This is a genomic window from Gluconacetobacter diazotrophicus PA1 5 (genome assembly GCF_000067045.1).
In the GTDB taxonomy this organism is placed as follows: domain Bacteria; phylum Pseudomonadota; class Alphaproteobacteria; order Acetobacterales; family Acetobacteraceae; genus Gluconacetobacter; species Gluconacetobacter diazotrophicus.
Window position 1 is genome coordinate 3746569 of the sequence record NC_010125.1, and the last position, 25486, is coordinate 3772054.

Consider the following 25486-nt stretch of genomic DNA (forward strand, 5'->3'; position numbering starts at 1 on the left):
AATGCCAGGACTGGTGATTCCCGCGCATGTCGCCGCGACGCGGCGGACGTGCCGCCTCTGCCGCCATCATGGCGTCGAGGGGCATGACGTCGTCTGCCGGCGCTATCCGCCGCAGGTGACGGTGGTGCTGGTGCCGCAGGCCGCGCCGCGCGTGGGGCAACTGGCGCCGCAGCCCTTCGCCACCTTTCCCCCGGTGGTGCCCGAGCATGTGTGCGGCGAATTCGCGCCCGGCGGGGTGGCGCCATGAGCGCGGCCGAGGCAGAGGGCCCCGATAGCGGCCCCGACGCGGCGCTGGTGGAGCGGCTGCGCCGCTGGATCGACAGTCCGAACATCGCGGAGGAACTGGACGATGCCGTGCGCGGGCGGGTGGCGGACCGGGTGGCGCGGGACTGGCGCGCCGACGATGCCAGCCGGGCCGAGTGGAAGGAGCAGTACCGCCGCTGGCTGGACGTGGCGCAGCAGGTGAGCGAGCCCAAGACCTATCCGTGGCCGGGGGCGTCGAACGTCATCTATCCGCTGCTGACCATCGCGGCCGTGCAGTTCGCGGCCCGGGCCTATCCGGGCATCGTGCGCGATCGCGACGTGGTGCGCGGCACGGTGGTGGGCGATGATTCCGGGGTGCCGGCGCCCCCTCTGGCGGTGGCGGCCGGCGGGCCGGCCTGGCTGGTGCCGCCGGGGGCCAAGCGGACCCGGGCGAATGCGATCGGCCGGCACATGAGCTGGCAGTTGCTGAACGAGATGGAGGACTGGGAGGAGCAGACCGACAAGCTGCTGCTGAAACTGTCCATTGTCGGCACGATGTTCCGCAAGACCTATTTCGACCCCGGCCTGCAGCGCAATGTCAGCGAGACGGTGGACCCGCTGCGGCTGTGCATCGACTACAACGCCAAATCCTTCGCCGCCGCGCCGCGCATCACCGAGGAGATCGACCTGTATCCGTGGGAGGTCGAGGAGAAGATCCGTGCCGGCCTGTTTCTGGACGACGAGTACGGGTGCAACCACGATGCGGGCGACGACGAGGATGCGCCGGTCACGTTCCTGGAGCAGCATCGCCGCTACGATCTGGATGGCGACGGCTATGCCGAGCCGTACATCGTGACCATCGCGCGGGATTCCGGCCGGCTGGCGCGCATCGTCGCGGGGTTCGAGTCCGAGGGCGTGATCTTCGGCGCCGCCGACCACCGCATTCGCCGGATCGACGCGGTGGCGTACTACACCAAGTTTCCCTTCATCCCGTCGCCGGACTCCGCGATCTACGATATCGGGTTCGGCACGCTGCTGCATCCGCTGAACGCGGCGGTGAACACCAGCCTGAACCAGATGTTCGACGCGGCGCACCTGGCCAATGCGGGGGGCGGGTTCATCGGGTCCGGCATGTCGCTGAACAGCGGGTCGGTGCGCTTCCAGATCGGCGAATACAAGGTGGTGAACACGCCCGGCGCGACGCTGCGCGAAAACCTGGTGCCGATGCAGTTTTCCGGGCCGAATCCGGTGCTGTTCCAGCTTCTGGGCTTCCTGGTCGATGCGGGGCGGGAGATCGCCTCGGTCAAGGATATCCTGTCCGGCGCCATGCCGGGGGGCAACGTGCCGGGCGTGCTGGGGCTGGCGGTGATCCAGCAGGGGCTGAAGGTGTTCAGCGCCATCTTCAAGCGCATCCATCGCAGCCTGGGCATGGAATTTCGCAAGCTGTACCGGCTGAACCGGATCTATCTGCCCGACGAGGCGGGGTTTCGCGCCGGGGCGGAGTATTTCCGCGTCACCCGTGCCGATTACGAGCAGGGCAGCGGGGTGGAGCCGGTGTCGGACCCGGAAGTCGTCACCGACATGCAGCAACTGGCGCGGGCCAATTTCCTGCTGTCGTTCAAGGACGACCCGTGGTGCGACGGGCATGAGATCCGCCGTCGCGCGTTCGAGGCCGCGGCGATCGGCGACATCGACCAGGTGCTGCGCGCCCAGCCGGCCCCGGACCTGGCAGCGATCGGCCAGGCCGCCGAGGTGCAGCGCCGCGCCCGGCGCGACGCGCGGGAGATGGAGATCCGCGCCGACCAGCAGAAGGTGCAGCAGGTGTCCACGCTGGCCGATGCGATCCTGCACCTGGCGCAGGCCCGCCGCGTGGAGGGCGAGACGGGAGGAAACGGGGCGGGAGGAAACGGGGAGGGAGATGGCGAACTGGCGTGGCTGGAACGCCAGGGTTTCGGAACTGGATGGGGAGGGAGAGCATGGACCACGAGACGGAGTGCGGCGCTGGAGGCGGCGCGGGCGCGGCGGCTGGAAGTGCTGGGGGATTTGGGCGAGGACTCGTTCCGGGCGTGGCGCCACCATCCGGTGAGCCGGGCGGTGCTGCGGTTCCTGGAGGATTACCGCGATAGCGTGGAGCAGCGGATGCTGGGGCAGTGGCGGGCCGGGACCGCCAACCCTGGCGCAGGAGCACGAGGCGCGCGGCCGCGCCGCCGTCGCGGGCGAGATCGCGGCGCTGCAATGGGCCGAGATGGCGGCATTCTATGGTGGGGGAGGCGCGTGATGCGCGAGGGGCGGATCCTGAAATTCGACCAGCAGGAATACGTGATGTCCGACTGGGACGGCGTGAACCGGGCGGGGTACGTGCCGCTGGACGACAAGATCCTGGTGCTGGCGGACGTGCATGCGGACATGACCAGCGGCGCGGTGCAACTGCCGGCGGAGTATGTCGAACGGCAGACGCTGGCCGCCGAGCACGGCACGGTGATCGCGGTCGGCCCGGCGGCGTTCCGCTGGAACGATGACGGCACGCGGCAATGGGTGGGGCAGGTGCCCGCGCCGGGGGACCGCGTTTATTTCGAGCGCTATGCCGGCCAGTTGCTGAAGGGCGAGGACGGGCTGCTGTACCGGCTGATGTCGCAGCGCTGCATTGCGGCGATCGGTACGGCGGCGGACGGGAAAGGAGAAGGGGCATGATGGAACGGGACGAGGACATGCGGGAAGGGGATGTGACGGAGGCCGGCGCCCCCCATGCGGAGAGCGCGGGGCGGGAGGCGGCGGGGCAGGACGGGGACGAGCCGTCCGCCGCCCCGGAGGGCGCGGGCGACGAGACCGAGGCGCAGGCGCGGCGGATGGGCTGGGTGCCGCGCGGGGAATTTCGCGGCGATGCGGAAAAATGGCGGCCGGCGCGGGAATTCCTGGACCGGGGGATGACGCTGCTGCCGGTGCTGCAGCAGCAATATCGCGCGCTGGACGGGCGGTATTCCGCCATGCAGGCGCAGTTGCGCGACAGCCAGCAGGCGCTGGCCGACCTGACGGAGCGCACGCGGCGCGCGGACGAGCGGGCCTATCAGCGCGCGACGCGCGAGATCGAGGCCCGGCGGCAGGCCGCCGTGGCCAGCGGCGACACCACGGCCTTCGCCGCCGCCGACCGCGAATTGCAGGACCTGCGCGACCAGGCGCCCCCGCCCGAGCGCGCGCGGGAGGTGCCCCGGCGGGAGGCGGGCCGCGCCCGCCGCACCCGCCACGGGGGCGGGCGGACCCGTGGCGCCGGCGCCGGAAATCGTGGCCTTCGTGCAGGCCAATCCGTGGTTTGCCAGCAACGAGGAGGCCCGGCAGGACGCGATTGCGATCCAGTCGGCGGTGGACCGCCAGCATGCCGGCCTGCCGCTGGCGGAGCGGCTGGAGATCACGCGGCGCAAGGTGCGGCAGTTGCATCCGGCGCTGTTCGAGAACCGGCGGCGCGAGGCCCCGGCCCAGGTCAGCGCGTCGCGCGGCGAGGGCGCGCGCGGGGCGAACCCGCGCGGGTTCGAGGCGCTGCCCGCCGAGGTGCGGCGGGAATACGACCGCTATGCCCGCGCGCTGTCGGGCAAGGGCAAGCCGCTGACCAAGGACGAATGGGCCGGATATTACTGGGAGAACGAAGCATGAGCGACGATGCACGCCATCGCGCGCCGCAGGCCGATGCGCCCCGCGGCCGCCGCGCGCCGTCGCGCCGCCCCTTCGGGCTGCGCGAGCAGAAACTGGCCTATCCCGAGCGCGAGGGCTACCACCGGCACTGGTTCAACGACGAACCCGGCCGCGTTGCCCGCGCGCAGGACGCGGGATACGCGCAGGTGATGGACGAATCCGGAAAACCCGTTAGCAGGACTGTGGGTGTCGCGCGCGGGGGTGGGCCGCAGATTGCGTACTTGATGGAAATACCGGCCGAATGGTATCGGGAGGACATGGCGGCGCAGGAAGCGGGCCATCGGGAGCTGATGGCCCAGATCAGGGAAGGCCGGGTTCCCGGCGGCCCGACCGGCGCGGACCGCAACGCGCAATATGTTCCCAACGGCGTGGGCATCACGATCCGCGAGGAACGGCGCTGAGGCGAGACGGCCCGATACGGCCCGAAACGGGACGGACGGATACGAGACGGGGCGTCCAGGCACGGCGCCCCCCCCAAGGCAGACCAGCAGGCAATGACAGTTCGGCGGCGCGTGTGCGGCCGTCGTGATTTCAACCGTGCAGAGGCTCTGCCAGATGAATTCCAATACTCCCTTCGGCCTGCGGCCGATGGCCTATGCGTCCGGGGCGCCGTATGGCGGCGGCGTGCAGGTCTATTACGTGCCGCCGTCCAATGCCACGCCGCTGTTCCTGGGCGACCCGCTGGTGGTGCTGGCCGGCGTGGCCGACGCCAACGGCGTGCCGGGCGTGGGCATCGCCACCGCCGGGGCGTCGGGCATGATCACCGGGTCGATGCAGGGCATTGCCAGCAATGCCGGCGAGCTGGTGCTGCCGCTGCTGCAGAACCAGACGCCGTACCTGCCGGCGGGGCAGGCGGCCTATGTCTACGTTGCCGACGATCCGAACCTGGTCTTCGCGGTGCAGGAGGATTCGGTGGGCGGCGCGCTGGCGGCGGGGGCGGCGTCGAGCAACATCGACCTGGTGGCCGGGGCGGGATCGGTGACGTCCAGCCTGTCCGGCTGGCAGGCGCAGTCCAGTAGCCTGGGCACGTTGGCCACCGGGCAGTTGCGTATCCTGCGCGCGTACCAGTCGATCGACAATGCGATCGGCGTCAACGCGAAGTGGCTGTGCCGCATCAACCTGCATTCCATCACCGGCACGACCGGCATTTAAGGAGCATTCCCGATGGCCGTAATTACGACGGGCGCCCACCCCAAGGCCCTGTGGCCCGGCATCAAGGCGTGGTGGGGGCGCAGCTATGACGAACATCACGTGGAATATCTGGACCTGTTCGACAGGCAGACCTCGGACAAGGCGTACGAGGAGGAGGTCGAGATCACCGGCTTCGGCCTGGCGCCGGTGAAGCCGCAGGGGCAGCAGATCTATTACGACGTGGAATCGCAGGGGTCGGTCAGCCGCTTCACGCACGTGGCGTACGCGCTGGGCTATATCGTGACGTACGAGGAGCTGCGCGACAACCTGTACGAGACCGTGTCCAAGAGGCGGGCGGCGCAGCTGGCGTTTTCCATGCGCCAGACCAAGGAAAACGTGCTGGCCGGCATCTATAACATGGCGTTTTCGGCCAGCGCGCCGGGCGGCGACGGGGCGGCGCTGATTTCCGGCGCGCATCCCACGCTGTCGGGCATGCAGTCCAACCTGCTGGCGACGGCGGCGGACCTGTCCGAAGCCGCGATCGAGGACCTGACGGTCCAGATCATGCAGTGCCAGAACAATCGCGGCATGCGGATTTCTGCCCTGCCGCGCACGCTGAACGTGCCGTCCGCCCTGTGGTTCGAGGCCAACCGGGTGTGCAATTCGGTGCTGCAGAACGACACGGCGAACAACGCCATCAACGTGCTGCGCGCGACCAACGCGTTCCCGGAAGGGATCAAGCTGAACCATTACTTCACCAGCCAGACGGCGTGGTTCATCCGCACCAACGTGCCCAATTCGCTGACCTATTTCGAGCGCGATCCGATCGCTTTCGACCAGGACAACGATTTCGACACCAAGAACGCGAAGGCCGCCTGCTACGAGCGCTATTCCGGCTACTGGGCCGACTGGCGCGGATTGTACGGTACGCCGGGCGTCTGAGATCCTGTCCGGACATGCGCGCTGGTGGCGATCCGACGCGCGGCACTCTCGTTCACCAGCCCACATGTCCCTCCAGGATCACAGGATTTTCAAACTGAAGGACGGAATTATGACCGAACGCAAGACGGGTACCAAGGCTGCATCCACCACCGCCCGGGGTGGGGCGGAGATGCATGTGCATCATCATCACCATTATCACGGCGGGGCAAAGCCCGCCGCCGTGGCCGATGTCGCGGCGCGGGGCGTGCGGCGCAGGCCCGCGCCCGCGCGCAAGGCGACGCGCCGGGTCTGAGGGCCGGGTCCGAGGAAAGGGGGCCCTGCCGGTCGGGCGGGGCCCCGTCATCACGGGGGAAACGATGGCCGACATGACGACGACGCAGGTGATCGCCAATGGTCCCCGCAACCTGATCATCAAGCTGACCGATGTCAGCGACGGCACCGGCCTGTCGGGGTTCAAGGTGGTGGATGCGCAGTCCGCCGCCTATGCCGCCGGGGGGCAGGTGCCCGGGGTGCACCTGAAGGTGCGGCGCATCGTCTATGACGTGCACGGCATGGTGGTGCGGCTGCAATGGGAGGCCAAGGCGCCGGTGGACCTGGCGACGCTGTCGGGGTTCGGGCACCTGGATTTCCGGCGGTGCCAGGGGTTGTCCAATCCCGGCGTCACGGCGGCGCCGGGGGCGACGGGGTCGATCCTGCTGACGACCATCGGGGCGGCGGCGGGCGGGGCGTTCACGATCCATCTCGAGATGATCAAGGGTGTTCCGCAATTCTGAGGGGCGCGGCATGACCGAGGCGTGGTACTACAATCCCGGCGACCATTACGTGCTGGACGACATGTCGGGCTTCAAGGTCCGGCGGTCGCGGACGCGCACCATCCCCGGCGGGCAGACCGGGCAGGCGGTGGTCGATCGCAGGCGGTGGGAGCCGCAGCAGCCGCAGGATTTCGTGCGCGGGGTGCCGGACGACCAGAGCGTGTATGTCGCGCGGCCCCGGCAGGACGACCGGTTCATGATGGTGGGGACGCTCGTGACGCGACCGCCCCCGGCCGGCGCGGTGCCAATCATGGTGGCGTCCGTCGCCGGCATGGGCGTGGGCAACACGGTGCAGGTCATGCTGGATAGCGGCGTGAACTTCGTCACGCAGGTGCGGGGGATCGCGGGCGGCACGATTACGCTGGCCGCGCCGCTGCCGGCGTCGGTCGGGGCGGGCGATCCGGCGGGGAACATGGTGCTGGACCTGAGCGCGGCGGGGCCGGCATGACGACCAGCGGCACCGCGACCTGGAACCCGGGCGCGTCCTCGATCATCAACGGCGCGCTGCGGCTGATCGGGGCCATTGCCAGCGGCGAGACGCCGCCCGCCAGCGAATATGCCGACGCGCTGATGGCGCTGAACGGGCTGATCAAGTCCTGGCAGGTGTCGGGCGTGCATGTGTGGGCGCAGGCCGAGGGCACGCTGGTCCTGCAGCCGGGGCAGGCGCAGTACGCGATCGGCGTGAACAGCGCGGATCATGCGACGGGGGCCGCCGGCATCACGGCATCGACCGTCCTGGCGGCGGCGGGGGCGGTGCAGGTCGCGCTGGCTTCCGGTGCCGGTATCGCGGTGGGGAGCCAGGTCGGCATCGTGCTGGATGCCGGGCCGGTGTTCTGGTCTTCGGTCGTCTCGGTGTCCGGTTCGACGGTTTATCTGGCTTCGGCGCTGCCGTCGCAGGCGTCGGCCGGCGCGGCGGTGGTGGCCTGTGGTGCGCCGTTCGCGCGTCCGCTGAAGGTCAGCGGCGCGCGGGTTGTCGATCCGGCGACCGGCGTGGAGACGCCGCTGATCCCGATGTCGCGGCTGGATTACGCCAATCTGTCGGGCAAGACCGCGCCGGCGGGCGTGCCGGCGCAGTATTTCTACGATCCGCAGCTCGGGTCGGGGGTTTTCAGCGTGTTTCCGGCTCCGGCGGCCGGCCTGACGGTGGTGCGGTTCACCTGCCAGCGGCCCTTGCAGGATTTCAGCAGCCAGGCCGATACGGCGGATGTGCCGCAGGAATGGTCGTCGGCCCTGCGCTTCGCCCTGGCGGTGGAACTGGGGCCGGAATATGACTGCCCGCAGGCGCGCATGACGATGCTGAAGGGCATGGCGGACGAGAAGTTCGCTGTTGTTTCCAAGTGGGATATCGAGCCCGAGGGGACCGCCACCTCTCCCTTCGGCCAGCCGGTCTATCAGATGATCGCGGGGGCGCTGCGGCTGTGCGGGGCCGTCGGCCCGCAGGATGTGCCGCGGCTGGGGCTGGTGGACAACGCGTTCACGGCGCTGAACGCCATGGTACAGTCCTGGCAGGCCTCGGGCATCCATGTCTGGGCCGAGGAGGATTGCACGCTGTTCCTGCAGCCGGGGCAGGTGCGCTACCTGCTGGGCGCCGGGTCGCCCGACGCCGCCACCCTGAGCAGCCAGTGGGTCGAGGGCGCGCTGGCGGTGAGCGGGGCGGCGGGGGCGGTGCAGGTGTCGGCCGCCCTGGCCGGGGTGGCGGCGGGCGACAGGGTCGGGGTGTGGCTGGATGCCGGGTGCACCTTCTGGACGACCGCTGCCTCGGTCGGCGGCGGGACGGTGACGCTGGCCGCGGCGCTGCCGTCGCAGGCGTCGGCCGGGGCGCGGGTGGTGTCCTATGCCACGCCGCTGATCCGCCCGCTGCGGGTGCCGGCGGCGCGGCGCTGCCGTCTGGCGCCGCCGGGCGGGCAGGCGATCGAGATCCCGGTCGTGCCGATGTCGCGGCTGGATTATGCCGCCGTGCCGAACAAGGCCACGCCGGGGACGGTGACGCAGTTCTTCTACGATCCGCAGCTTGGGGCGGGGGTCCTGCATGTCTGGCCGGCGCCGTGCGACGATGGGAGCGCGCTGAAATTCACCGCGCAGCGGCCGCTGACGACATTCGCGACCCTGGCCTCGGTGCCGGATTTTCCGGATGAGTGGCTGGCGGCGCTGCGCTGGAACCTGGCGGTGGAACTCTGGCCCGAATATAACGGCGCCCGTGGCAATCCGGCGCAGTACGCCCTGCTGAAGGAGGAAGCGCGCGGCAAGCTGATGGTGGCCCAGGGCTGGGATCGCGAGCCGCAATCGGTGCTGTTCGGCGCGGGCGTCGGCCCGGCCGGGCGGTCGGGGTAGGGCGCCATGGCGGTGCAGGCCATACCGTTCGCGGTGCAGTCCTACCGGGCGCGATCCGTCGCGCTGGACGCGCAGCGCTGCGTCAATTTCTATGCCGAATCCGAACCGAAGGATGCGAAATCGCCCGTAGGGGTCTGGGGATGTCCGGGGATGGTGCCCTTCGCGCAGTGCGGGGCGGGGCCGGTCCAGGGCATGTGCATGATGGGCGGCGTGCTGTATGTCGTCTCGGGCCAGGCGCTGTACCGGGTCGATGCGGACGGGTCGTCGGTCGAACTGGGGGCGACCTGGGTGACGGGCCCGGTTTCGATGGACACCAACGGCACCGAGCTGGTCTGGGTCGATGGGGAATCCGGCTGGCATTATTCAGTGGCCGGCGGGGTGCAGCGGATCACGGACGAAAACTTCTACCCGGCCGACAATGTCGTGTATTTCGATACCTATTTCGTGTTCAACCGGTCGGGGACGCAGCAGTTCTTCCTGTCGCCGGAGGGGGGGCTGCTGCCGTTCGACGGCACGCAGTTCGCGTCCAAGGAGGCGACGGCGGACCCGCTGCTGGCCGTCGTGAACACGCACGAGCAACTGCTGCTGTTCGGCGCGTCGCGGACCGAGGTGTGGTACGACGCGGGCAATGCGCCGCCGGCCTTTCCGTTCCAGCGGTTCGACGGGGCCTTCATCCAGCGCGGGATTGCCGGACCGCATGCCCATTGCCTGGAGGACAACACGACGTTCTTCCTGGGCGATGACGGGATGTTCTACCGGCTGAGCGGGTTCCAGCCGCAGCGCGTGTCCACCCATGCGACCGAGGGGGCATGGCAGGCTTATCCGACGATGCGCGATGCGCGTTGCTTCAGCTACACGCTGGAGGGGCATAAATTCGTCAACCTGCTGTTTCCCTCGGCCCCGGCAAGCTGGGTCTTCGACGTGGCGACCGGCCTGTGGCACGAGCGGGAATCCTGGGCCGGCGCCAGCGCGGACAGTTCCATCGGGCGCTGGCGCGGCAACGCTGCGATCATGGCCTATGGGCGGGTGCTGGTCGGCGACTGCCTGGGCGGGACGGTCGGGCAGGTCAGTTTCCAGGTCTATACCGAACTGGGGGCGACGATGCGCGGCATGATCGTCTCGCCGCCCATTCACGACACGCGCCGCCGGGTGTTCATGCAGCGGTTCGAGCTGGACGTGGAAACCGGGGTCGGGCTGCCGGGGGCGGCCACGACGCGGAGCGTGGCCTATGCGCCCATGGGGGTGGTGCTGTCGTCGCCCGCGCGGTTGGCGCACGCGGGCGCGCCGTCCGGTTCGCCGGCATCCATCGCCAACCTGCTGGCCAGCATGTGGGTCTGCCTGCCGGATGATGGCGGCGTGCCCGGCGGGCTGCTGGTCGGCAATGCCCCCACGCTGGATGGCGGGCCGGGCTTTGCCGTGCTGCTGGCCGACGACCCGGCCGGCGGCGGGGCGCAGGTCGTGATCCGGGCGTGGGATGCGGGCGGCAACCCGATCGTGGCGGCCAGCTATGGCTATGCCGGGTGGTCGGGGTGGGTGAACGTGCAGGTTTCGCTGTCTCCGGCATTACAGCAGGTGCAGGTCTATGCGAACGATGTGGCGCTGGTGCCGGCCGGCGTGACCTGGTCGTCGGCGCTGCCGGTGGCCAATCCCGGGGCGCAATCCTGGATCGTGGCGCCTTCGGACGGGACCGGCAACCCGCCCGGGGTGCTGGCCGACCCGGCCTTCGGCGGCCATACGGCGGGGGAGGGAACGCATTGGGTGAACACGTCGCCCATGCCCGACCAGTTCGGCAACATGATCTCGCGGGACCCGGTGGGGAACGTGAATGCTGTTTCGCAGGCGGGCGCGATCGCGTGGTCGCTGCCTTACGCGACGATCCAGGCCGATGTGGTGTCGCAGATCGGCGCCGTCACGAACTGGTTTTCATCGGGCGCGACGCCCAGCGTGCTGATGCAGGGCCAGTATCTGGCCATCGCGACCGGGTTCGGTTCGTGGTATGTCGGGCTGTCGGTCTACCGGTTGAATGACGGGGCCGCGCCGGCTTTCCTGGGCTTTGTCCGCTACTGGACGAGCGCCCTGGGCGTGGATGACGGAGACGGGCGGTGCTTCCTGGCCGGCGCCCAGACGATCGACGATCCGATCCTGATGGTGCAGGACGGATGGCCGGGTACCGTGAAGAATGTGTGCGTCTTTCCGTCGATTTCGCAGATCGTCTCGGGCGCCGCGAGGACTGGCGGACTCGGCGGGCTGTATCCGTCGCTGGGCAATACGGCGACGTGGGCGGCGTGCCAGGTGCCGCAGATCAATTACGCGTATCCGGCGGCACTGGGGACGAATCTGCTGACCCAGTGGGCGTATAATGGGAACGTGGGGTTCTTCCTGCCGGACGGCGAGGGAGGCACCAATCATTATCTGTATTTCAGCCGGGGCGACATGGCGGCGAATGCCGTTGCCGGTGGGAACGCCAACAGCGAAATCGCGAACGTCATCGGGCCGGCCTGTCCGGACGGCGCGATGGTCAGGATCGCCATGGGCGCGGTCAGCTATGACGCCCTGATCGAGGCGAACTTCGCGAAAAACGGCGCCACGTCCTTCACTGCGACCTTGCCGATGTACAGCATCGACAATGCGAACTGGGTGAACGGGGCCGGGGCGGCGCAGATTCCGTTTTCCGACGAATATGCCTACATCACCACCGGACAGCCGGGCGGAACGGATGTCTATGGCGGCCAGCCTGGCCTGATGCCGATTCCCGGAACGTCGCACTGGCTGGTCACGTTCCTCAAGGTCGGGCGGTCCGACAGCCAGGCCAACCTGTCCGGGGCCAGCGTGTGGGATACGGTGCGCACGTTCGTCTATGCCGGCGGGAAAGCCGTGCAACTCGGGGGCGCCGTCTCGGGCGAGGCGTATGCCGGGGCGGCGGACTGGTCCGGATACACGCTGCCGGGATCGACGGGCGTGTGGGGCGACTGGAACGCCGTCGCCTATGTGCGGGACGATACGGTTCTGGTCTTCGGCAATATGTACGGCACGGCGGCCGGGGCCTATCCGGCCCCCGAAGGCGCGCAATATTGCACCCGGTTCGGCACGCTGGCCCTGGCGGTGGCGCAGCTTGCCGACCTGTTCATCGCGACCCCGCCGGCGCCCGTGGATCTGTCGGTGGTCGCGAACCGGCGCCTGTTCCGCAGCGCGGCCGGGGGGGCGCGGTATCCGGGGGCGGACGGATCGGTGCCGCTGGGTGTCGCGCCGCCGGTGTTCCTGACCGTAGCGCCGGGGACGCAGGTGGACACCTTCGCGAATAACGGCGGCAGCGGTGGTCCGTTTGCCCTTTCGGGCACCCTTGATGCAGCAGAATCCAACCCGCCCGGCAGCACCTATCAGGAGGTCATGGACCAGGCCGCCAACACGCCCGTGGGGGCCGACCCGCAGATCATGCTGGACTGGTCCGACGACGGGGCGCGGACATGGAGCGCGCTGCGGCTGTGCCGGTCCATGGGCCGCCAGGGCGAATACCTGACGCGCCTGCGCTGGATGAAGCTGGGGCAGGCGCGGCAGCGGGTGCTGCGCCTGCAGGTGACGGACCCGGTGCGGCGCAACCTAATCGGGTTCTATCTGGATATCGAAGCGGGGATGGACTGATGCCGGAGCCATCGCGCCAGACCCTTCCGGTCGGGGATCGTCCGTTCGTCGACGGCACCGGGGTGCTGACCCTGTCGGCCTATCAGTTCCTGGCGCGGCTGCAGGCTGGTGCCTCCGCGACGATCCGCAACGTCCAGGTGATCGCGGCGGCGCTGGGCGTGCCGGTGGCGTCCATCCCGGCCGACGGATCGGCGCCCGTCACGCTGCCGGCGTCCTATCCGCCGGTGCCGGACGTTTCCGCCGGCCTGCGCGATGCCGTGGCCGATGCGCGGCTGCTGGCGATGCTGTCCGGCGCGTCCCGCCCCGACGTGTCCCGCCCCGTGGCGGCCCGGGATGCGGGCCCGCCGCCTGCCGCGCCGCCGCCGGGTGTCGTGGTGCTGCATAACGGTGCGCGGGTGCTGGACGGGTTCGGCGTGCCGGCCGGCCGGGTCGCGGGGTGGATCGGGGACCTGTACCTGCAGCGGGACGGCGGTGCCGCCGGCGCGCTGTGGTCGAAGCGGCGGGGGGCCGGCACCGAAACGGGCTGGGCGCCCGCCGGCGGCGCGGCGGGCGTGCTGCCGCTGGTCAATGGCGACACGGGTCCGGTCGGCATCCTGTCCGACCCGGCGGGGCAGACAATCGGGGTGCCGATCTGATGGGCAACAGTACGCTGATCACCGACTATCTCGGCTATGGCCCCGCGGCCGGCCGGCCGGCGGCGCCGGCGGTTCCGGCCGGGTGCCTGGGGCTCTATTACGCGGCCGATATCGGGCAGGTCTATGTCTGGGACGGGGCGTGGCAGGCCTGGGCGCCGCCCGGGCAGTCCTTCGCCGGGTCGCTGGCCGGGGCGGGAACCTCGCAGGGGACGGCCGCCGTGCTGGCGGCGGACGTCAACCTGTTCACCACCGTGGCGGCCGGGAGCGGGGCGGTGCTGAGCGCCGGCGCGGCCGGCACGTGGCAGAAGGTGCTGAACCGGGGGGCGGCATCGCTGCTGGTCTATCCGCCGCCGGGTGGGGCGATCGACGCGGGGGCGGCGGATGCGCCGGCCACCATCCTGGCCGGCGGGGGCGCGACCTTCTGGCAGAACAGTGCAACGCAATGGTATTCGGAATGAAGACACTGCTGATCCTGGCCGGCGCGCTGGCGCTGGCCGCCCCGGCCCGCGCGCAGGTCGTGGGGCCGGTTTCGCATCGCGACGTGCCGGCCTGCCCCGACAGCGGGGGGAATCACCTGAATTACCAGCCGCTGACGGGGGTGTTTTCCTGCGGGACGACGGGGAACGTGCCCGCGATCGGCAATGATACGGTGCTGGGCAATGTCAGCGGCGGCAGCGCGGCGGCCGGGGCGCTGACGCAGGGGCAACTGACGGCGCTGGTCCAGCCGTTCACCGCCGGCCTGTCGGGCGCGGTGCCGGCCAGCGGCGGCGGGACGACCAATTTCCTGCGTGCCGACGGGACATGGGCGGCGCCACCAGGAGGGGGCGCCGCCACGCCGCGGATCGTCCAGAGCCAGGTGGTGGCCTATCCGTCCTCGGCGCTGTCGGTGGCGCTTCCGGCCGTGCCCCAGCCGGGAAACATGCTGCTGTTCGTCGGCACGAAATGGAGTACCAGTCCCTCGATGGTTCCGGGCTGGACGCAGCTCTACTGGGCCGGGTCCGAGTCCAACGACGGGCTGATGGTCGTCTATCGGTATGCGATGCCCGGGGATACCGGCAGCATCACGCTTTCGACCCAGGCGACGGGGTGGTCGGGGTGTCTGTTCGAACTCTCCGGGGTGGCGGCGGGCAATATCGTTTCCGTCCAGGAGGGCGACAATTATTCGGGCGGCGGTACCTCGGTCAGCGCGGGGTCGGGGCTGCCCGACGACGACAGCATCCTGGTCGGCATCGTCTTTTCCGAAGGGGCCGCCACCCAGCCCACCGTGACGCTGACCGGCGCGACGCAGGGACAATCGACATGGGCGACCGGGTCATCCAATGGTGGAAACCGGTTCGTCGCATCGTTTTCGACCGGCCCGCTGCCCAGGGGCGGGGCCACGATCGGCGCGGCGTTTTCGAGTGTCGCGACCGGGGCCAACATCATGGGGGCGGTCGCGATCAGTCCGGTGCGATAGGACGGTGCGACAGGACGGGGCGACAGGACGGGGCCGGGCACAGGATTGCCCTTGCCTGCCTGATCTATATTGTAGCCCATACGCTTCCCCAGACCTGCGGAAAACCATGAGTAACGGTGACATATTAAAGAGACCCCAGCGTACGAGTGCTGTCATTTTCCTTGTCGTGACTCTGGTCTATTTTTATTCCGCGGTGCGGTATGCGCGTCATGCCCCGCTGTGGATGGATGAAGTCCTGACTTATTACACCATTCGACAGGCGGACCTGTCCCACGTCTTGAGGGCTGTCTGGAGCGGGACCGATTTTTCGCCGTTTTTCATGCATGCCGTGCTTCATGTCATACCGCCTGTCGACCAGGGCGACCTGTTGTCTCCACGCATTCTTTCAATTTTTTCCGCTTATGGTGCCGCGCTGTGCCTGTTGCGGCTTGCGCGGAAATATTTTGAATTGCCGGTGGCGGTTCTGTCTTTCAGCCTGCTGCTGGCGTCCTATTTTTTCTTCTTTGCCGTGCAGGCGCGCGAGTATGCGCTGATCGTTTTCCTGTTTTCCGCTTCCCTGCTGGTGTGGAGCAATGTGTGTGACGGGAATAACGACAGAAAGAACCTGTTCCTTCTGTGGGTTTTCCTGTCACTGACACTCTGCACGCATTTTTATGGTGTCGTGTCGATCATCGTGATGGCGTTGTGCGAAACGGTCTGGGACCTGCGGACAAGGCGTATCCGCTGGCCGGTATGGATCACGCTTGCGGCGACCTGCCCGGTCGGCATGGCCTGGATCCCGTGGGCGCGTCATCTGCAGATGCTGAATGCCGGCGATCAGAATGGTCCTTTTTATTATGCTTATCCCACGTTCGAAAAATTATGGTCCTATACGGTTCTCTTCATGGGGGGGAACTATGTTTTTCCGATCATTGCGGTGTCGTGTCTCGCGGCTTCCTTCCTGTTCCCCGGTTCCGGGGACGTCCCGCCGGAGAATGCGCAAGCGGGACGCCGCGTCCTGGGATGCATCGTGCTGTCCGTCGGCTGCGTTCCCCTGATCGTGTTTTGCCTGGCGCGTTTTCTGACCGGTTCCTTCAGTGCGCGCTATATGGCTGATTTCCTGACCTTCGATGCTGTCGCCATCCCGTTCGCGATAGGGTGGACGCGACGCGCGACGCTGTTTTCGATGTTGATGTGCCCGGCCCTGGCCTGCATGATCGTGCTGTATTCGGCCGATGACACGATGGACCTGAGTTCGGTCAGAAGTCTGCAGGCCATTCCTTCCGGCCTTCCTGTGGTGATTGGCGAGGGGCTGCTCTTTATCGAATTGCAGCAGAAAATTTATCGGCCGTTTTCGAGGCATGCCGTCTATCTTTATGGATTGGAAAACGTTCCGAACGTCGACCGCACGAATGAACATGCGATACGGTACCTCCATAAGGTTGTGCCGTGGATGCGGGTCAGTCAGTTCGACGATTTCTTGAGGGACAATCATCATTTTTATGTCCTTTCCCGAAATCCGGCTACGGAAGACTATGTCTCGCCGGCGCTCAGGCAACGCGGAGTCCTGTGCCGAACGGCGTTCAGGGACGCGGATGTGACGGTGTTCGAGGCCGGGACGGACTGCAAAAGGATGGTGCCCGCCGTATCGGGACACTGAAACCTCGGTCCCTGGAAGCGGGCGGGATCGGCGTCCGCTCTTGTGCTTGCGCGGGCATGCCGATCCGCGATACAAACCACGCATCGGGCACAGGCACCGCCCATCATCCGAACGTCCCCCGCCGGGGGATGTGTACGCGAATGCAGGTGCCATGTCCGTCCAGCCCCTTTCCCTGATTCCCGCGCAGGCCGTGCCGTCCGCGACCGCCGTGCTGTATACGTCGCCCGTGGGCGTGATCTCGCGCATCGACAGTCTGAGCGTGTGCAATGTCGGGGCCGTTCCAGCGCAGGTCACGATCAATCTGGTGCCGTCTGGGGCGGCGGCCGGGTCCGGCAACGTCACGACGTCCGGCCAGACCATCCTGCCCGGCCAGACCTGGAACAGTCCGAACGAGATCGGCAAGGTGCTGGGCGCGGGCGATGCCATCGCCGTCCTGTCCTCGGTTGCGAATGCGTTGACGATCGCGGCCGGCGGCCTGCAGGTGACCGCGTCGTGACCGCGTATCGGGTCGAGCCCTGGGCACGGGTCCTGCCGGAGTTGCAGGCGTTGTGGGAGGGCCATTGGCGCGAGGTCGGGCGCGACCATGATGCGATGCCGCTCTCGCCCGATCTGGCGAAATACGCGGCGATCGATGCGCAGGACTGCCTGCATGTGGTGACGATGCGGTGTGACGGCCGGCTGGTCGGTTATGTCGTTGCCATCATCCAGACCCACCTGCATTACCAGACGGTCCTGCATGCGGTGCTGGACCTGTATTACGTCGTGCCCGAGGCCCGGCGCTGGATGGCGGGGCCGGCGCTGCTGCGCGCGGCCGAACGGACGCTGGCCGCGCGGGGCGTGCGGCGCGTGGTCGCCGGCACGAAACTGCATCATGCGCCCGACGGGCGGCCGCTGGATAACGGCGCGATCCTGCGGCGGCTGGGCTGGGCGCCGTTCGAGACGCTTTATGAAAGGTGGATCGCACCATGACATCGATCATCGGCGGGGTCGCCGGGGGCGTGGGATCGCTGGTCAGCGGGCTCATGGGGTCCGGCGCCGAGAAGAAGGCCGCGGAACAGGAGACCCAGGTCGAACAGAATGCCCTGAATTACGACCAGGGCATCTATAATACGGCGACCACGAACCTCAGCCCGTATGTCTCGACCGGTACCAACGCGCTGTACAGCCTTGCGGACCTGATGGGGCTGGGCGGCGGGTCGAACGGGCAGGGGGCGGGCGCGCTGGCGGCCTATAACCAATATACCCAGACGCCCTATTACACTTTCCCGCTGCAGCAGGGCGAGCAGGCGCTGAACCAGGCGGCGGCGGCGAAGGGGCTGTCGCTTTCAGGCGGGCAGCTTTCGGCGCTGGGCAATTATGCCCAGAATTACGCCAGCCAGAATTTCGGGAATTACATGACCGCCCTGCAGCAGTTGGCGGGGCAGGGATCGAGTGCCGCCGGGACGCTGGCGTCGGCCGGGGCCAATGCGGCCTCGACCGACGGTTCGATCGCGTCGCGCCTGGCCAGCGCGCTGGCCGGCGGCACGATCGGATCGACCAGCGCGCTGGCCAACGGCATTGCCGGCCTGCTGGGTGGACTGGGCAGCAGTACGAACCTGAGTGCCCTTCTGTCGTCCGTCGGGGGCGGGACGTCGTATTCGGACCCGTTCGGGGGGGGCGGCACGACGGCGACGGGATTCTGATGCCCGGCGCGTGCCGCCGCCTCGGCGGGCGGCGGCACGCGTGGTTCGTTATTTGGCCGGAGCGGCCGGCGCGGCCGGAGCAGCGGCGGGGGCCTTCGTGTCCTTGGTGCGCGGGGCGAAGACCATGTCGTCCGCGATGAAGCGCAGCGCGTCCTGCGCGTCGGCCAGGGCGGTGTCGGCGCCGTGCGGGTCGGTGTTCACCAGGTTGGAGGCGCGGTAGACATCCGCCGTCACGGGCTGGAGCGGGGCGACGGCGATGATGAAATCGACGTCGATATCGGCGTTGGCCAGCGCGTGGCTGGTGGACGCGGTATCACCCTTCTTCAGGCTGCTGTTCGCGGCCTGGACGGCCTGGGCCTTGGCCGGCGTGGCCTCCGGGTCGCGGCTGACGACATATTCGCCGTCCACCGGAATCCAGGTCACGTCCTGCGTGGGGGCGGTGGGCGCGGGCAGGTGGCCGGGCTTGCCGGCGGGGGCCTTCGGGGCCGGGGTCAGGGCCGCTTCCGCGCGGACGAAGCGGTGGTCGTCGCCCTGGGCCCGGTCCAGGGCCTGGTTCGCGTCGGCCAGCAGCTTGGTCGCGCCGGCCTTGTCGCCCTGGGCCAGGGCCTGGCGGGCCATGTCGATATCGGCATAGGCGCGCAGCCCGTCATGCGACAGGCGGCGGAAATCGTGCTCGACCGCGTGACGGTTCGGCCTGGCGGCGTGGGCCTGCGGGGTGGCCACGCCGGAAATCGTCAATCCCGCGGTGGCGAGTCCGGTACCGAGTGCGAACGCGGAGAGGCGGCGGCGAAGAGGCATCTGGAATTCTCCTGTTGACCCCCGAGGATCGCGCCGATGCCGCGCGGGGCATAGGCCCGCAGGCGCAAGGCGGAGTCCCCCGTGGCGCATGGCGATGGCGTGTGGCCGTGGCGCGTGGCGGCGCGCCGGCCGTGATGGGGCCTGTCGAAATATCGTGATCCGGGATCAGGATTTTTCATGCGCGTGCCTGCGTCATTGCCAGCATGGGCCGCCGTCGGCTAGGATGACGCATCAGGGCACAGGCACCGCCCGTCAACGACACGCGCCCCCCGTGCGGGGCGTGGGTGGGAGTGGTGCATGTCCGGTTCAGCCGCCCGTTTCGTCTGGCCCAACAGTTTCAGCGTGGACGCGGCCGGCGTGCCGCGCGCGGGCGCGCGACTGTTCTTCTACCAGACCGGGACGACGACGCCGCAGGCGACCTATGCCGATGCGGGGCTGACGGTTCCCAATGCGAACCCCGTCATTGCCGATGAAAACGGCCAGTTCGGCAGCATCTTCCTGCTGGGCGCCCCGTCCTATGCCGTGGCGCTGGAGGATGGGGAGGGCAATCCGGTCTGGACGATGGACCCGGTCGGCGCGGCGGGCGGGGGCGTTGGGGCGGTGCCGGTCGGGACCGTTGCGGATTACGCGGGCGCCACGGCCCCCGCCGGGTGAATGCTGTGCTGCGGCCAGGCGGTCAGCCGCGCGACCTATGCCGCGCTGTTCGCCGTCATCGGCACCACGTTCGGGGCCGGGGACGGGGCGACCACGTTCGGGCTTCCGGACCTGCGCGGCCGGGTGGCGACGGGCGTCGACAGCATGGGCGGCACGGCGGCCAACCTGCTGACGATGGCGGGGTCCGGCATCAACGGCGTGCAACTGGGGGCCGCGGGCGGCAGCCAGATGGCGCCGTCGCATACCCACGCCGTGACCGACCCCGGCCATGCGCACGCGGTGACGGACCCGGGCCATGCGCACGGGCCGGGCAGCGGCACCGGCTTCGTCGTCCCGCAGGGAACGGGCGGCGAGATCGTGACCTTCGATGGCGGAAGCCTGACGCCGGAACATGCGACCGCGCAGACGACGGCCGATACCACCGGTGTCACGGTGGATACGGCGACGACGGGCATCACCCTGGCCGCCGCCGGGACGGGCGCCAGCCAGAACGTGCAGCCCACGCTGATGCTGAACAAGATCATCTACACCGGGGTGGGGGGATGATCGGCGCGGGAGCGCACATTTCGGACTATCCGAAAGAAAGCGGGAAAACCATGGTGGATGAAAACCTGGTTCTGGACCCTGCCGAGACGTCGGAAACGCTGCGCCGGCACGGTGCGCGGATCGGGCGGCTGGAGGCCGGGCAGCAGGACATGATGATGAAGCTGGTCGAGATTTCGGCCGAAGGGCGCGCGCGCGGCGCGCATCAGGACCGGCGGGCCGATCGCGACCTGGAGCAGACGCGCCAGGCGATCGTGGATTTACGCCGCGAAATGCGCGAGGCGATTGCCGAGACCACCGCGCCGCTGGCGGAATCGCAGCGGACGCTGATCCGGATGAACGCGGAAATCGCAGGTGGCGTCAAGATGATCCGCAATGCGGGATTCGCGCTGGGGGGTGTGGTGTCGGCGCTGCTGGGCTATCAGCCCTTTACCGCGTGGCTGGGCCGAATCATCCAGGGCGGGGGGTCGTGATGGGCGGCATCGATCCCGGCGATCTGAAATGGCGGATCGTGGCGCCGGCGCTGGACCGGCTGGGCCTGGGCGGGCCGGCGGCCGTCAACCTGCTGACCGGCACCGCGCTGGTGGAATCGCGCGCCGCGCGGCTGGTGCAGGGCGGTGGCGGGCCGGCCCTGGGCCTGTGGCAGATGGAACCCGCGACGCATGACGCCCTGTGGCGGATGATGGGCGGCGATTCGGCCCATGCCGACCTGGAAACCCGTGTGCGGCGCATGACCTGTTCGGACATTCCGCGCGTGCGGCAGATGATCGGCAACCTGCGCTATGGCTGCGCGATGGCGCGGGTGAAGTACCGCTTCGACCCAGAGGCGCTTCCGGATGAGAAAAACCCGGACGCACTCTGCGCCTATTGGAAGCGTGTCTATAACACGGCACTGGGCGCCGGGGCGGTCGACGCGGTGCATGTGGCGGCCTTCGCGACTGCGATCGCGGCCTGAAAAGCGTGCCTGGAGAGGCGCGCTGGAGGCGATCCGACGTGCGTCTGCTGCGCGCCGGTGCTCACGGCCACCAGGCCGCTGCGCTCCGGTGCTCGCAGACACACGCCGGGCGCTTCACTTCGTTCCGCTCTCGCTCACCAGCACGCCTCTCCAGGCGCGCTTCGGAGTGATGGGCGCGGGCTTTTTCACAATTACTCGAAACGATGGAATTCGGAGAGTCTCATGGACCCGACGACGGTTTTTCGTACGCTTCTGGCGGGCTGTGCCGGGGCGGTATCTGGTCGATGTCGCGGCATTGTGCGGGGTCTGCGCGGCGGTGATGCCGTGGCTGCCGGTGCCGGGGCGCGCGGGTTCGGCCTATGGCCGGCTGTATGTCGTCCTGAATGTCGTGGCGCAGAATTTTCGCAATGTCACGAACATGGTCCAGCCCGGCCAGGTGTCGTCCATGCGGCCCGGGTCGGCGCCCGGGGCGGAAGGCGGGCGGCGCCTGCCTCCGCTGGGGCTGGCGCTGCTGCTGGGGGGCGGGATGGCGCTTTCGGGCTGTACCGCCGGTACGGGCGGCGTGACGATCGATACGGCCGAACTGAATGCCGATGCCGGGGCCATCGCCTTCGCGGCGCAGGCGATCGAATCCGTCCCCGCGCTGTCGAGCCACCTCAGTGCCGACCAGGTGGCGGAGGTCAACGCGGCGCTGACGCGGATCAAGGAGATCACCGCGCAGATCAACGCCGCGTCCGGCGGCACGATCGATATCCAGACCGGGAAGGACTGGGCGTCGTCCCTGGCGTCCGAATTCCAGACGATCCTGACCATCGCCGCGCCGGTCGTGTCCGCCTTCGCGCCCGGGGTGGGCACCTACATCCAGACCGCCGAGCAGATCATTCCCCTGATCGAGGCCGCCGTGGGTCTGGCGCCGGCCAGCATGGCGGGGGTCGGCGGGGCGAGGCCGGGCGGGGGCGATGCGCCGGCCCTGCGGGCGGCGCTGTATCGGGGCGTCGCGTAGGGGCACGTAAAAAAGGCGGCGCCTGCGCAGCGCCGCCTGTCCCGTCGATAATAACCTGGCTGAAAAATAAACCGTGCGTCTGAAAACGATCTGTAATGAAGGGACCATGGCATGACCTGCATGGGTTGTGGAAATAACATCATTGTCATGTGCCTGATGCATGGGGGGAGGGCGTGATGGCGCGGCGGCTGGGCTGCCTGCCGGCGCGGGCGCGCCCCGGGCAGCCGCGCCTGTCGTCGCTGCGGATGATGGCGCGCACGGCGCCGCCCACGCTGCGGCGCGAGTCCATCGACCCGGCCCCGCTGATGCTGGGCAACGACGTGCTGGGCGACTGCACGTCGGCGGGGATCGGCAATCATCTGCGGGCTACCGCCGCGCTGGCGGGATTCCAGGTTGCGGTGGAAACGGCGGATGCCGAGGCGTTCTATGCGGCCTCGACCGGCTATGTTCCGGGGGATCCGTCCACCGACCGGGGCGGGGTGGAGGTCGATGTCCTGACCGTGGCGGGGCGCGACGGCTATGCGCTGGCGGATGCGACCTTCTATCCGCTGTGGGGGTCGGCGGCGCCGGACGACCTGAACGGGCTGCGCAACATCATGGCCGGGCTGGGCGCGGCCTATCTGGGGGTGCAACTGGCACTGGCGGACCAGCCGGAGGACGGGGTGTGGGATACGACCACGCCGGGCGACCAGACGCCCGGGTCGTGGGGCGGGCATTGCCTGCTGGCCTGGGCCTATGACGGGACCGCCGACGATTCGCGGGTGTCGCTGCTGACCTGGGGCGGTATGCGGCACGCGACCTGGCGCTGGGTGCGGTCGCGGATCATGGAGTGCCACGGCCTGGCCTGGCGGCAATTGATGCCGGCCGGCGGCCTGGCGCCGGACGGCGAGGACTGGGATGCGCTGGTGGCGGCCAACGCGGCGTATCTGGCGGGGGAACCGGCGCCCCTTACTCGCCGGCCCCCAGCGCCAGGGCGAGCAGGGCCAGGCCCGACAGCAGCAGCAGGCTGAAGAAGGCCGAGGTGACGAACAGGATGGCCATGCGCGCCAGCGTGGGCAGCGGGCCCAGGCCGTAGAAGCCGCGCAGGTGCCGGTACAGATGCACCGGCGGCCCCAGCAGCAGCAGGTTTCCCGCATCGCCCACCAGGCGGGTGGCGATCGTCGAGGCGGTGAAGACCACGAAGGCGAAGCTGAGCGAATGGACCGAGAAGATGACGTGGTCGTACAGCGGGCGGCGCGTCGGCCAGTAGTACAGCACCCACAGGATGGCCGCCGAGATCGGGAGCAGCAGCAGGATGAAGCGTTCCGACCACTCGCCCATCACGTTCAGCACCTCGCCCGGATTGTCCGCCGCGTTCAGGGCGTGGGTGCGGACCCATGCGGTGGCCCGCGCGTGGCCGGCCCAGGACCATGTGTTCATCCCGGCGGCCAGTTCCGCGCGGGAGGCAGGGTCCAGGCCGGAATGGTGCCGGGCCGGTGACACCAGCGAATGGATGGTGAACATCATCAGCAGCACGACGAAGAACATGCGGATCGGCGGGATTTCCGACGCCCGGCGGCCCGCGATGTAATCCTGCGTCAGCCCGGCGGGGGCGAGGACCAGCCGGTGGATGGTGCGGCCGAACTTGCCGTCGGCGTGGGTCAGCATCTCCATGAACTCGGCGCACAGTTCCCACACCGAACGGTGGGGCGGCCCGCCCTCCTGCCCGCAATGGTGGCACCATTCCCCGACCAGGACGGTGCCGCAGTTCAGGCAGGCGGTGCCGGCCGGGGAAGGGGCGTCGTGCGTCATGGCGAAAGGGGTCTCCGGCTGGTGGGGGGCCAGTCTAGGATAAACCTTCCAGTTTCGAACAGATGCGGCCCGCGCGCGGCGTGCCGGGCGTTGCGATTGAGAATGAATAAGTTTATCGTATTGATATTGAATGGTTTTTTCGATTTACAGGCGGGGCTGGCCGCGCTAGGGATAGAATCGAGACGATTCCACCCATTGACGAGGTCGAACCATGCCGATCAAGGACCCGAAGGTCATCGAGCACCTGAACACCCAGCTGACGAACGAGCTGACGGCGATCAACCAGTATTTCCTGCACGCCCGCACCCTGCGCCACTGGGGCGTCACCCTGCTGGGCAAGAAGGAATATGAGGAATCGATCGAGGAGATGCGCCACGCCGACTGGCTGATCGAGCGCATTCTGTTTCTGGGTGGCCTGCCGAACGTGCAGCGGCTGAACACCATCCTGATCGGCCAGGACGTGAAGGAGATCCTGGAGTGCGACCTGAAGCTCGAGGAAAAGGCGATCAACGACCTGCGTGAAGGCATCGCGTATTGCGAGAGCGTGCGCGACTACGTCTCGCGCGACCTTCTGCTGAAGATCCTCGAGAACGAGGAAGAGCACGAGGACTTCCTCGACCGCCAGTTCGACCTGATCAAGCAGGTCGGGATCGAGCGGTACATCCACCTGAACGCCGCCCCGGCGCCCGAGCAGGACTGAGCGGGACCAGGGCGTCCCCCGACGGGGATGCCCTGAAACCGGACCATTTCATTCTACCGGGCCGCGCCCATGTCTTCCGGGCGGGGCCACATGATCTGGGTCATGCCCATGTCCAGGTCGTGCCAGCGCGCCATGGCTGTCAGACAGCCGGGGCCGATCAGGTCCACGGTGCGCCGGCCATCAGTCCCGCAATCCTGAATCCTGCCGCCCCGGTTCCTCTCGCCCGGATCGCCCTCCCTCCGGCGGGCGAGGGCGGGCGGGCCGTTTTCGGCCAAGTCTTCCGCCGATATATCGTCCGCCGGGGTGCGGCGTGGCAGCCAGTGGCCGGCGCCGGCCAGGCACGCGCCCAGCAGCGTGACCGCCGCCGCGAAGGGGGCCAGCACGTGGCGATGCGGGATGACCCGGCGCAGCATGCCGCGCACGCGGGCGTCCTCGCCGGCCTGGGCCGCCGAAATCGCATCGAGGAAGCGGCTTTCGGTCGTGCTGAGGGTCTGCGCGGCGGGCAGGCCGAGATCCAGCGCCTGCATCTTCAGCACCGCCAGCCGGTTCAGCGCCGTGCGGAAGGCCGCCGTCACGTCGTCGAAATCCCGGCGGAAGCACGGCATGAACAGGCCGGCCGGCGCGCGGCCCGTCCGCTGGCCCCCGGCCGGGTGCGGCGGGCCGGCCAGGCGGCGGAGCGTCCACACCGCCAGCCTTTCGCTGCATGAGAGATCATTCAGGATCGTCAGGCCTGCTGTCATGGCACCATCCGAATCCGTGGACTCGGTCCTCTGATGTGATGACCCACTCTAATTGCGATCGCCTCGCAATTGCAATGTGTAAATGCGCACGCCCGGCTGTCGTCGAAA

29 protein-coding genes are annotated in these 25486 nt (G+C 68.7%); 25 read left to right on the top strand and 4 right to left on the bottom strand.

Annotated elements, in window-relative coordinates:
* Position 1: 1 nt before the first annotated feature.
* Together GDI_RS17360 and GDI_RS20405 are read left to right on the top strand one after the other, a co-directional pair.
* On the top strand, positions 2 to 247 hold the full coding sequence (locus GDI_RS17360) for a hypothetical protein (protein ID WP_012554409.1): 246 nt from the start codon (positions 2 to 4) through the stop codon (positions 245 to 247).
* Positions 244 to 2934, top strand: a complete 2691-nt coding sequence (locus tag GDI_RS20405) for a co-chaperone GroES (protein WP_231854157.1) — start codon at positions 244 to 246, stop codon at positions 2932 to 2934. The genes GDI_RS17360 and GDI_RS20405 overlap by 4 nt, the downstream gene beginning before the upstream one ends.
* Here the strand turns inward: GDI_RS20405 and GDI_RS20010 are convergent.
* Positions 2823 to 3485 (bottom strand): hypothetical protein, encoded by a 663-nt coding sequence (locus tag GDI_RS20010; RefSeq protein WP_231854158.1) that lies wholly within the window; start codon positions 3483 to 3485, stop codon positions 2823 to 2825. The genes GDI_RS20405 and GDI_RS20010 overlap by 112 nt on opposite strands.
* A gap of 16 nt (positions 3486 to 3501) precedes the next feature.
* Between GDI_RS20010 and GDI_RS17370 the strand changes: the two genes are divergently transcribed.
* The 16 genes from GDI_RS17370 (at position 3502) to GDI_RS17445 (ending at position 18194) form a co-directional block, all read left to right on the top strand.
* Positions 3502 to 3888 carry a hypothetical protein gene (locus GDI_RS17370; RefSeq protein ID WP_041249580.1) on the top strand — a complete coding sequence of 129 codons (387 nt, stop codon included), beginning with the start codon at positions 3502 to 3504 and terminating at the stop codon, positions 3886 to 3888.
* Positions 3885 to 4328 (top strand): hypothetical protein, encoded by a 444-nt coding sequence (locus tag GDI_RS17375; RefSeq protein WP_012554414.1) that lies wholly within the window; start codon positions 3885 to 3887, stop codon positions 4326 to 4328. The genes GDI_RS17370 and GDI_RS17375 overlap by 4 nt, the downstream gene beginning before the upstream one ends.
* Before the next feature lie 154 nt (positions 4329 to 4482).
* Positions 4483 to 5079, top strand: a complete 597-nt coding sequence (locus GDI_RS17380; RefSeq protein WP_012554415.1) for a hypothetical protein — start codon at positions 4483 to 4485, stop codon at positions 5077 to 5079.
* Positions 5080 to 5091: 12 nt separating this feature from the next.
* Positions 5092 to 6000 (top strand): phage major capsid protein, encoded by a 909-nt coding sequence (locus tag GDI_RS17385; RefSeq protein WP_012228365.1) that lies wholly within the window; start codon positions 5092 to 5094, stop codon positions 5998 to 6000.
* Positions 6001 to 6109: 109 nt separating this feature from the next.
* Positions 6110 to 6292: a hypothetical protein gene (locus tag GDI_RS17390; protein ID WP_012554416.1), complete on the top strand. Its 183-nt coding sequence runs from the start codon at positions 6110 to 6112 to the stop codon at positions 6290 to 6292.
* A gap of 73 nt (positions 6293 to 6365) precedes the next feature.
* On the top strand, positions 6366 to 6773 hold the full coding sequence (locus GDI_RS17395) for a hypothetical protein (RefSeq protein WP_231854159.1): 408 nt from the start codon (positions 6366 to 6368) through the stop codon (positions 6771 to 6773).
* Positions 6757 to 7260, top strand: coding sequence for a hypothetical protein (locus GDI_RS17400; protein ID WP_012228368.1), 504 nt, complete (start codon positions 6757 to 6759; stop codon positions 7258 to 7260). Before GDI_RS17395 ends, GDI_RS17400 begins: the two co-directional genes overlap by 17 nt.
* Positions 7257 to 9143, top strand: coding sequence for a phage adaptor protein (locus GDI_RS17405; protein WP_012228369.1), 1887 nt, complete (start codon positions 7257 to 7259; stop codon positions 9141 to 9143). The genes GDI_RS17400 and GDI_RS17405 overlap by 4 nt, the downstream gene beginning before the upstream one ends.
* Positions 9144 to 9149: 6 nt before the next feature.
* A complete protein-coding gene (locus GDI_RS17410) occupies positions 9150 to 12782 on the top strand; it encodes a hypothetical protein (RefSeq protein WP_012228370.1) in 3633 nt (1210 codons plus the stop codon).
* The gene (locus GDI_RS17415; protein WP_012228371.1) at positions 12782 to 13417 is read left to right on the top strand and encodes a hypothetical protein; all 636 of its coding nucleotides are present in this window, start codon (positions 12782 to 12784) and stop codon (positions 13415 to 13417) included. The genes GDI_RS17410 and GDI_RS17415 overlap by 1 nt, the downstream gene beginning before the upstream one ends.
* Complete coding sequence (locus GDI_RS17420) at positions 13417 to 13875, top strand: hypothetical protein (protein WP_012228372.1); 459 nt, start codon at positions 13417 to 13419, stop codon at positions 13873 to 13875. The genes GDI_RS17415 and GDI_RS17420 overlap by 1 nt, the downstream gene beginning before the upstream one ends.
* Positions 13872 to 14873 carry a hypothetical protein gene (locus tag GDI_RS17425; RefSeq protein ID WP_157871081.1) on the top strand — a complete coding sequence of 334 codons (1002 nt, stop codon included), beginning with the start codon at positions 13872 to 13874 and terminating at the stop codon, positions 14871 to 14873. The genes GDI_RS17420 and GDI_RS17425 overlap by 4 nt, the downstream gene beginning before the upstream one ends.
* Positions 14874 to 14979: 106 nt before the next feature.
* Positions 14980 to 16512, top strand: a complete 1533-nt coding sequence (locus GDI_RS17430) for a hypothetical protein (protein ID WP_012228375.1) — start codon at positions 14980 to 14982, stop codon at positions 16510 to 16512.
* 151 nt (positions 16513 to 16663) lie between these two features.
* Positions 16664 to 17008 (top strand): hypothetical protein, encoded by a 345-nt coding sequence (locus GDI_RS17435; protein ID WP_041249582.1) that lies wholly within the window; start codon positions 16664 to 16666, stop codon positions 17006 to 17008.
* Positions 17005 to 17481, top strand: a complete 477-nt coding sequence (locus GDI_RS17440; RefSeq protein WP_012228379.1) for a GNAT family N-acetyltransferase — start codon at positions 17005 to 17007, stop codon at positions 17479 to 17481. The genes GDI_RS17435 and GDI_RS17440 overlap by 4 nt, the downstream gene beginning before the upstream one ends.
* Complete coding sequence (locus GDI_RS17445) at positions 17478 to 18194, top strand: hypothetical protein (protein WP_041249583.1); 717 nt, start codon at positions 17478 to 17480, stop codon at positions 18192 to 18194. The genes GDI_RS17440 and GDI_RS17445 overlap by 4 nt, the downstream gene beginning before the upstream one ends.
* Before the next feature lie 48 nt (positions 18195 to 18242).
* Here the strand turns inward: GDI_RS17445 and GDI_RS17450 are convergent, their stop codons facing one another.
* On the bottom strand, positions 18243 to 18992 hold the full coding sequence (locus tag GDI_RS17450; RefSeq protein WP_012228384.1) for a YfdX family protein: 750 nt from the start codon (positions 18990 to 18992) through the stop codon (positions 18243 to 18245).
* Positions 18993 to 19289: 297 nt separating this feature from the next.
* Here GDI_RS17450 and GDI_RS20410 point away from each other — a divergent pair, with 297 nt between their 5' ends.
* From GDI_RS20410 to GDI_RS17475, 6 genes are all read left to right on the top strand, one after another.
* A complete protein-coding gene (locus GDI_RS20410; protein ID WP_012228385.1) occupies positions 19290 to 19646 on the top strand; it encodes a hypothetical protein in 357 nt (118 codons plus the stop codon).
* Entirely contained in the window at positions 19647 to 20192 is a 546-nt protein-coding gene (locus GDI_RS20415; protein ID WP_012228386.1) for a phage tail protein, read from the top strand.
* Positions 20193 to 20242: 50 nt separating this feature from the next.
* On the top strand, positions 20243 to 20662 hold the full coding sequence (locus GDI_RS17460; protein ID WP_231854160.1) for a hypothetical protein: 420 nt from the start codon (positions 20243 to 20245) through the stop codon (positions 20660 to 20662).
* Positions 20662 to 21144: a hypothetical protein gene (locus tag GDI_RS17465; protein WP_012554426.1), complete on the top strand. Its 483-nt coding sequence runs from the start codon at positions 20662 to 20664 to the stop codon at positions 21142 to 21144. The genes GDI_RS17460 and GDI_RS17465 overlap by 1 nt, the downstream gene beginning before the upstream one ends.
* A 262-nt stretch (positions 21145 to 21406) precedes the next feature.
* Positions 21407 to 22147 (top strand): hypothetical protein, encoded by a 741-nt coding sequence (locus GDI_RS17470; RefSeq protein ID WP_041249584.1) that lies wholly within the window; start codon positions 21407 to 21409, stop codon positions 22145 to 22147.
* A gap of 173 nt (positions 22148 to 22320) precedes the next feature.
* On the top strand, positions 22321 to 23157 hold the full coding sequence (locus GDI_RS17475; protein ID WP_231854161.1) for a hypothetical protein: 837 nt from the start codon (positions 22321 to 22323) through the stop codon (positions 23155 to 23157).
* Here GDI_RS17475 and GDI_RS17480 read toward each other — a convergent pair.
* A complete protein-coding gene (locus GDI_RS17480; RefSeq protein ID WP_012228391.1) occupies positions 23096 to 23938 on the bottom strand; it encodes a DUF3667 domain-containing protein in 843 nt (280 codons plus the stop codon). The genes GDI_RS17475 and GDI_RS17480 overlap by 62 nt on opposite strands.
* Before the next feature lie 211 nt (positions 23939 to 24149).
* On the opposite strand from GDI_RS17480, the gene bfr reads away from it, so the two are divergent.
* Complete coding sequence (gene bfr / locus GDI_RS17485) at positions 24150 to 24638, top strand: bacterioferritin (protein ID WP_012228393.1); 489 nt, start codon at positions 24150 to 24152, stop codon at positions 24636 to 24638.
* A gap of 53 nt (positions 24639 to 24691) precedes the next feature.
* On the opposite strand, the gene GDI_RS17490 is transcribed toward bfr, so the two are convergent.
* The gene (locus tag GDI_RS17490) at positions 24692 to 25378 is read right to left on the bottom strand and encodes a hypothetical protein (RefSeq protein WP_041249586.1); all 687 of its coding nucleotides are present in this window, start codon (positions 25376 to 25378) and stop codon (positions 24692 to 24694) included.
* Between the last annotated feature and the right edge of the window lie 108 nt (positions 25379 to 25486).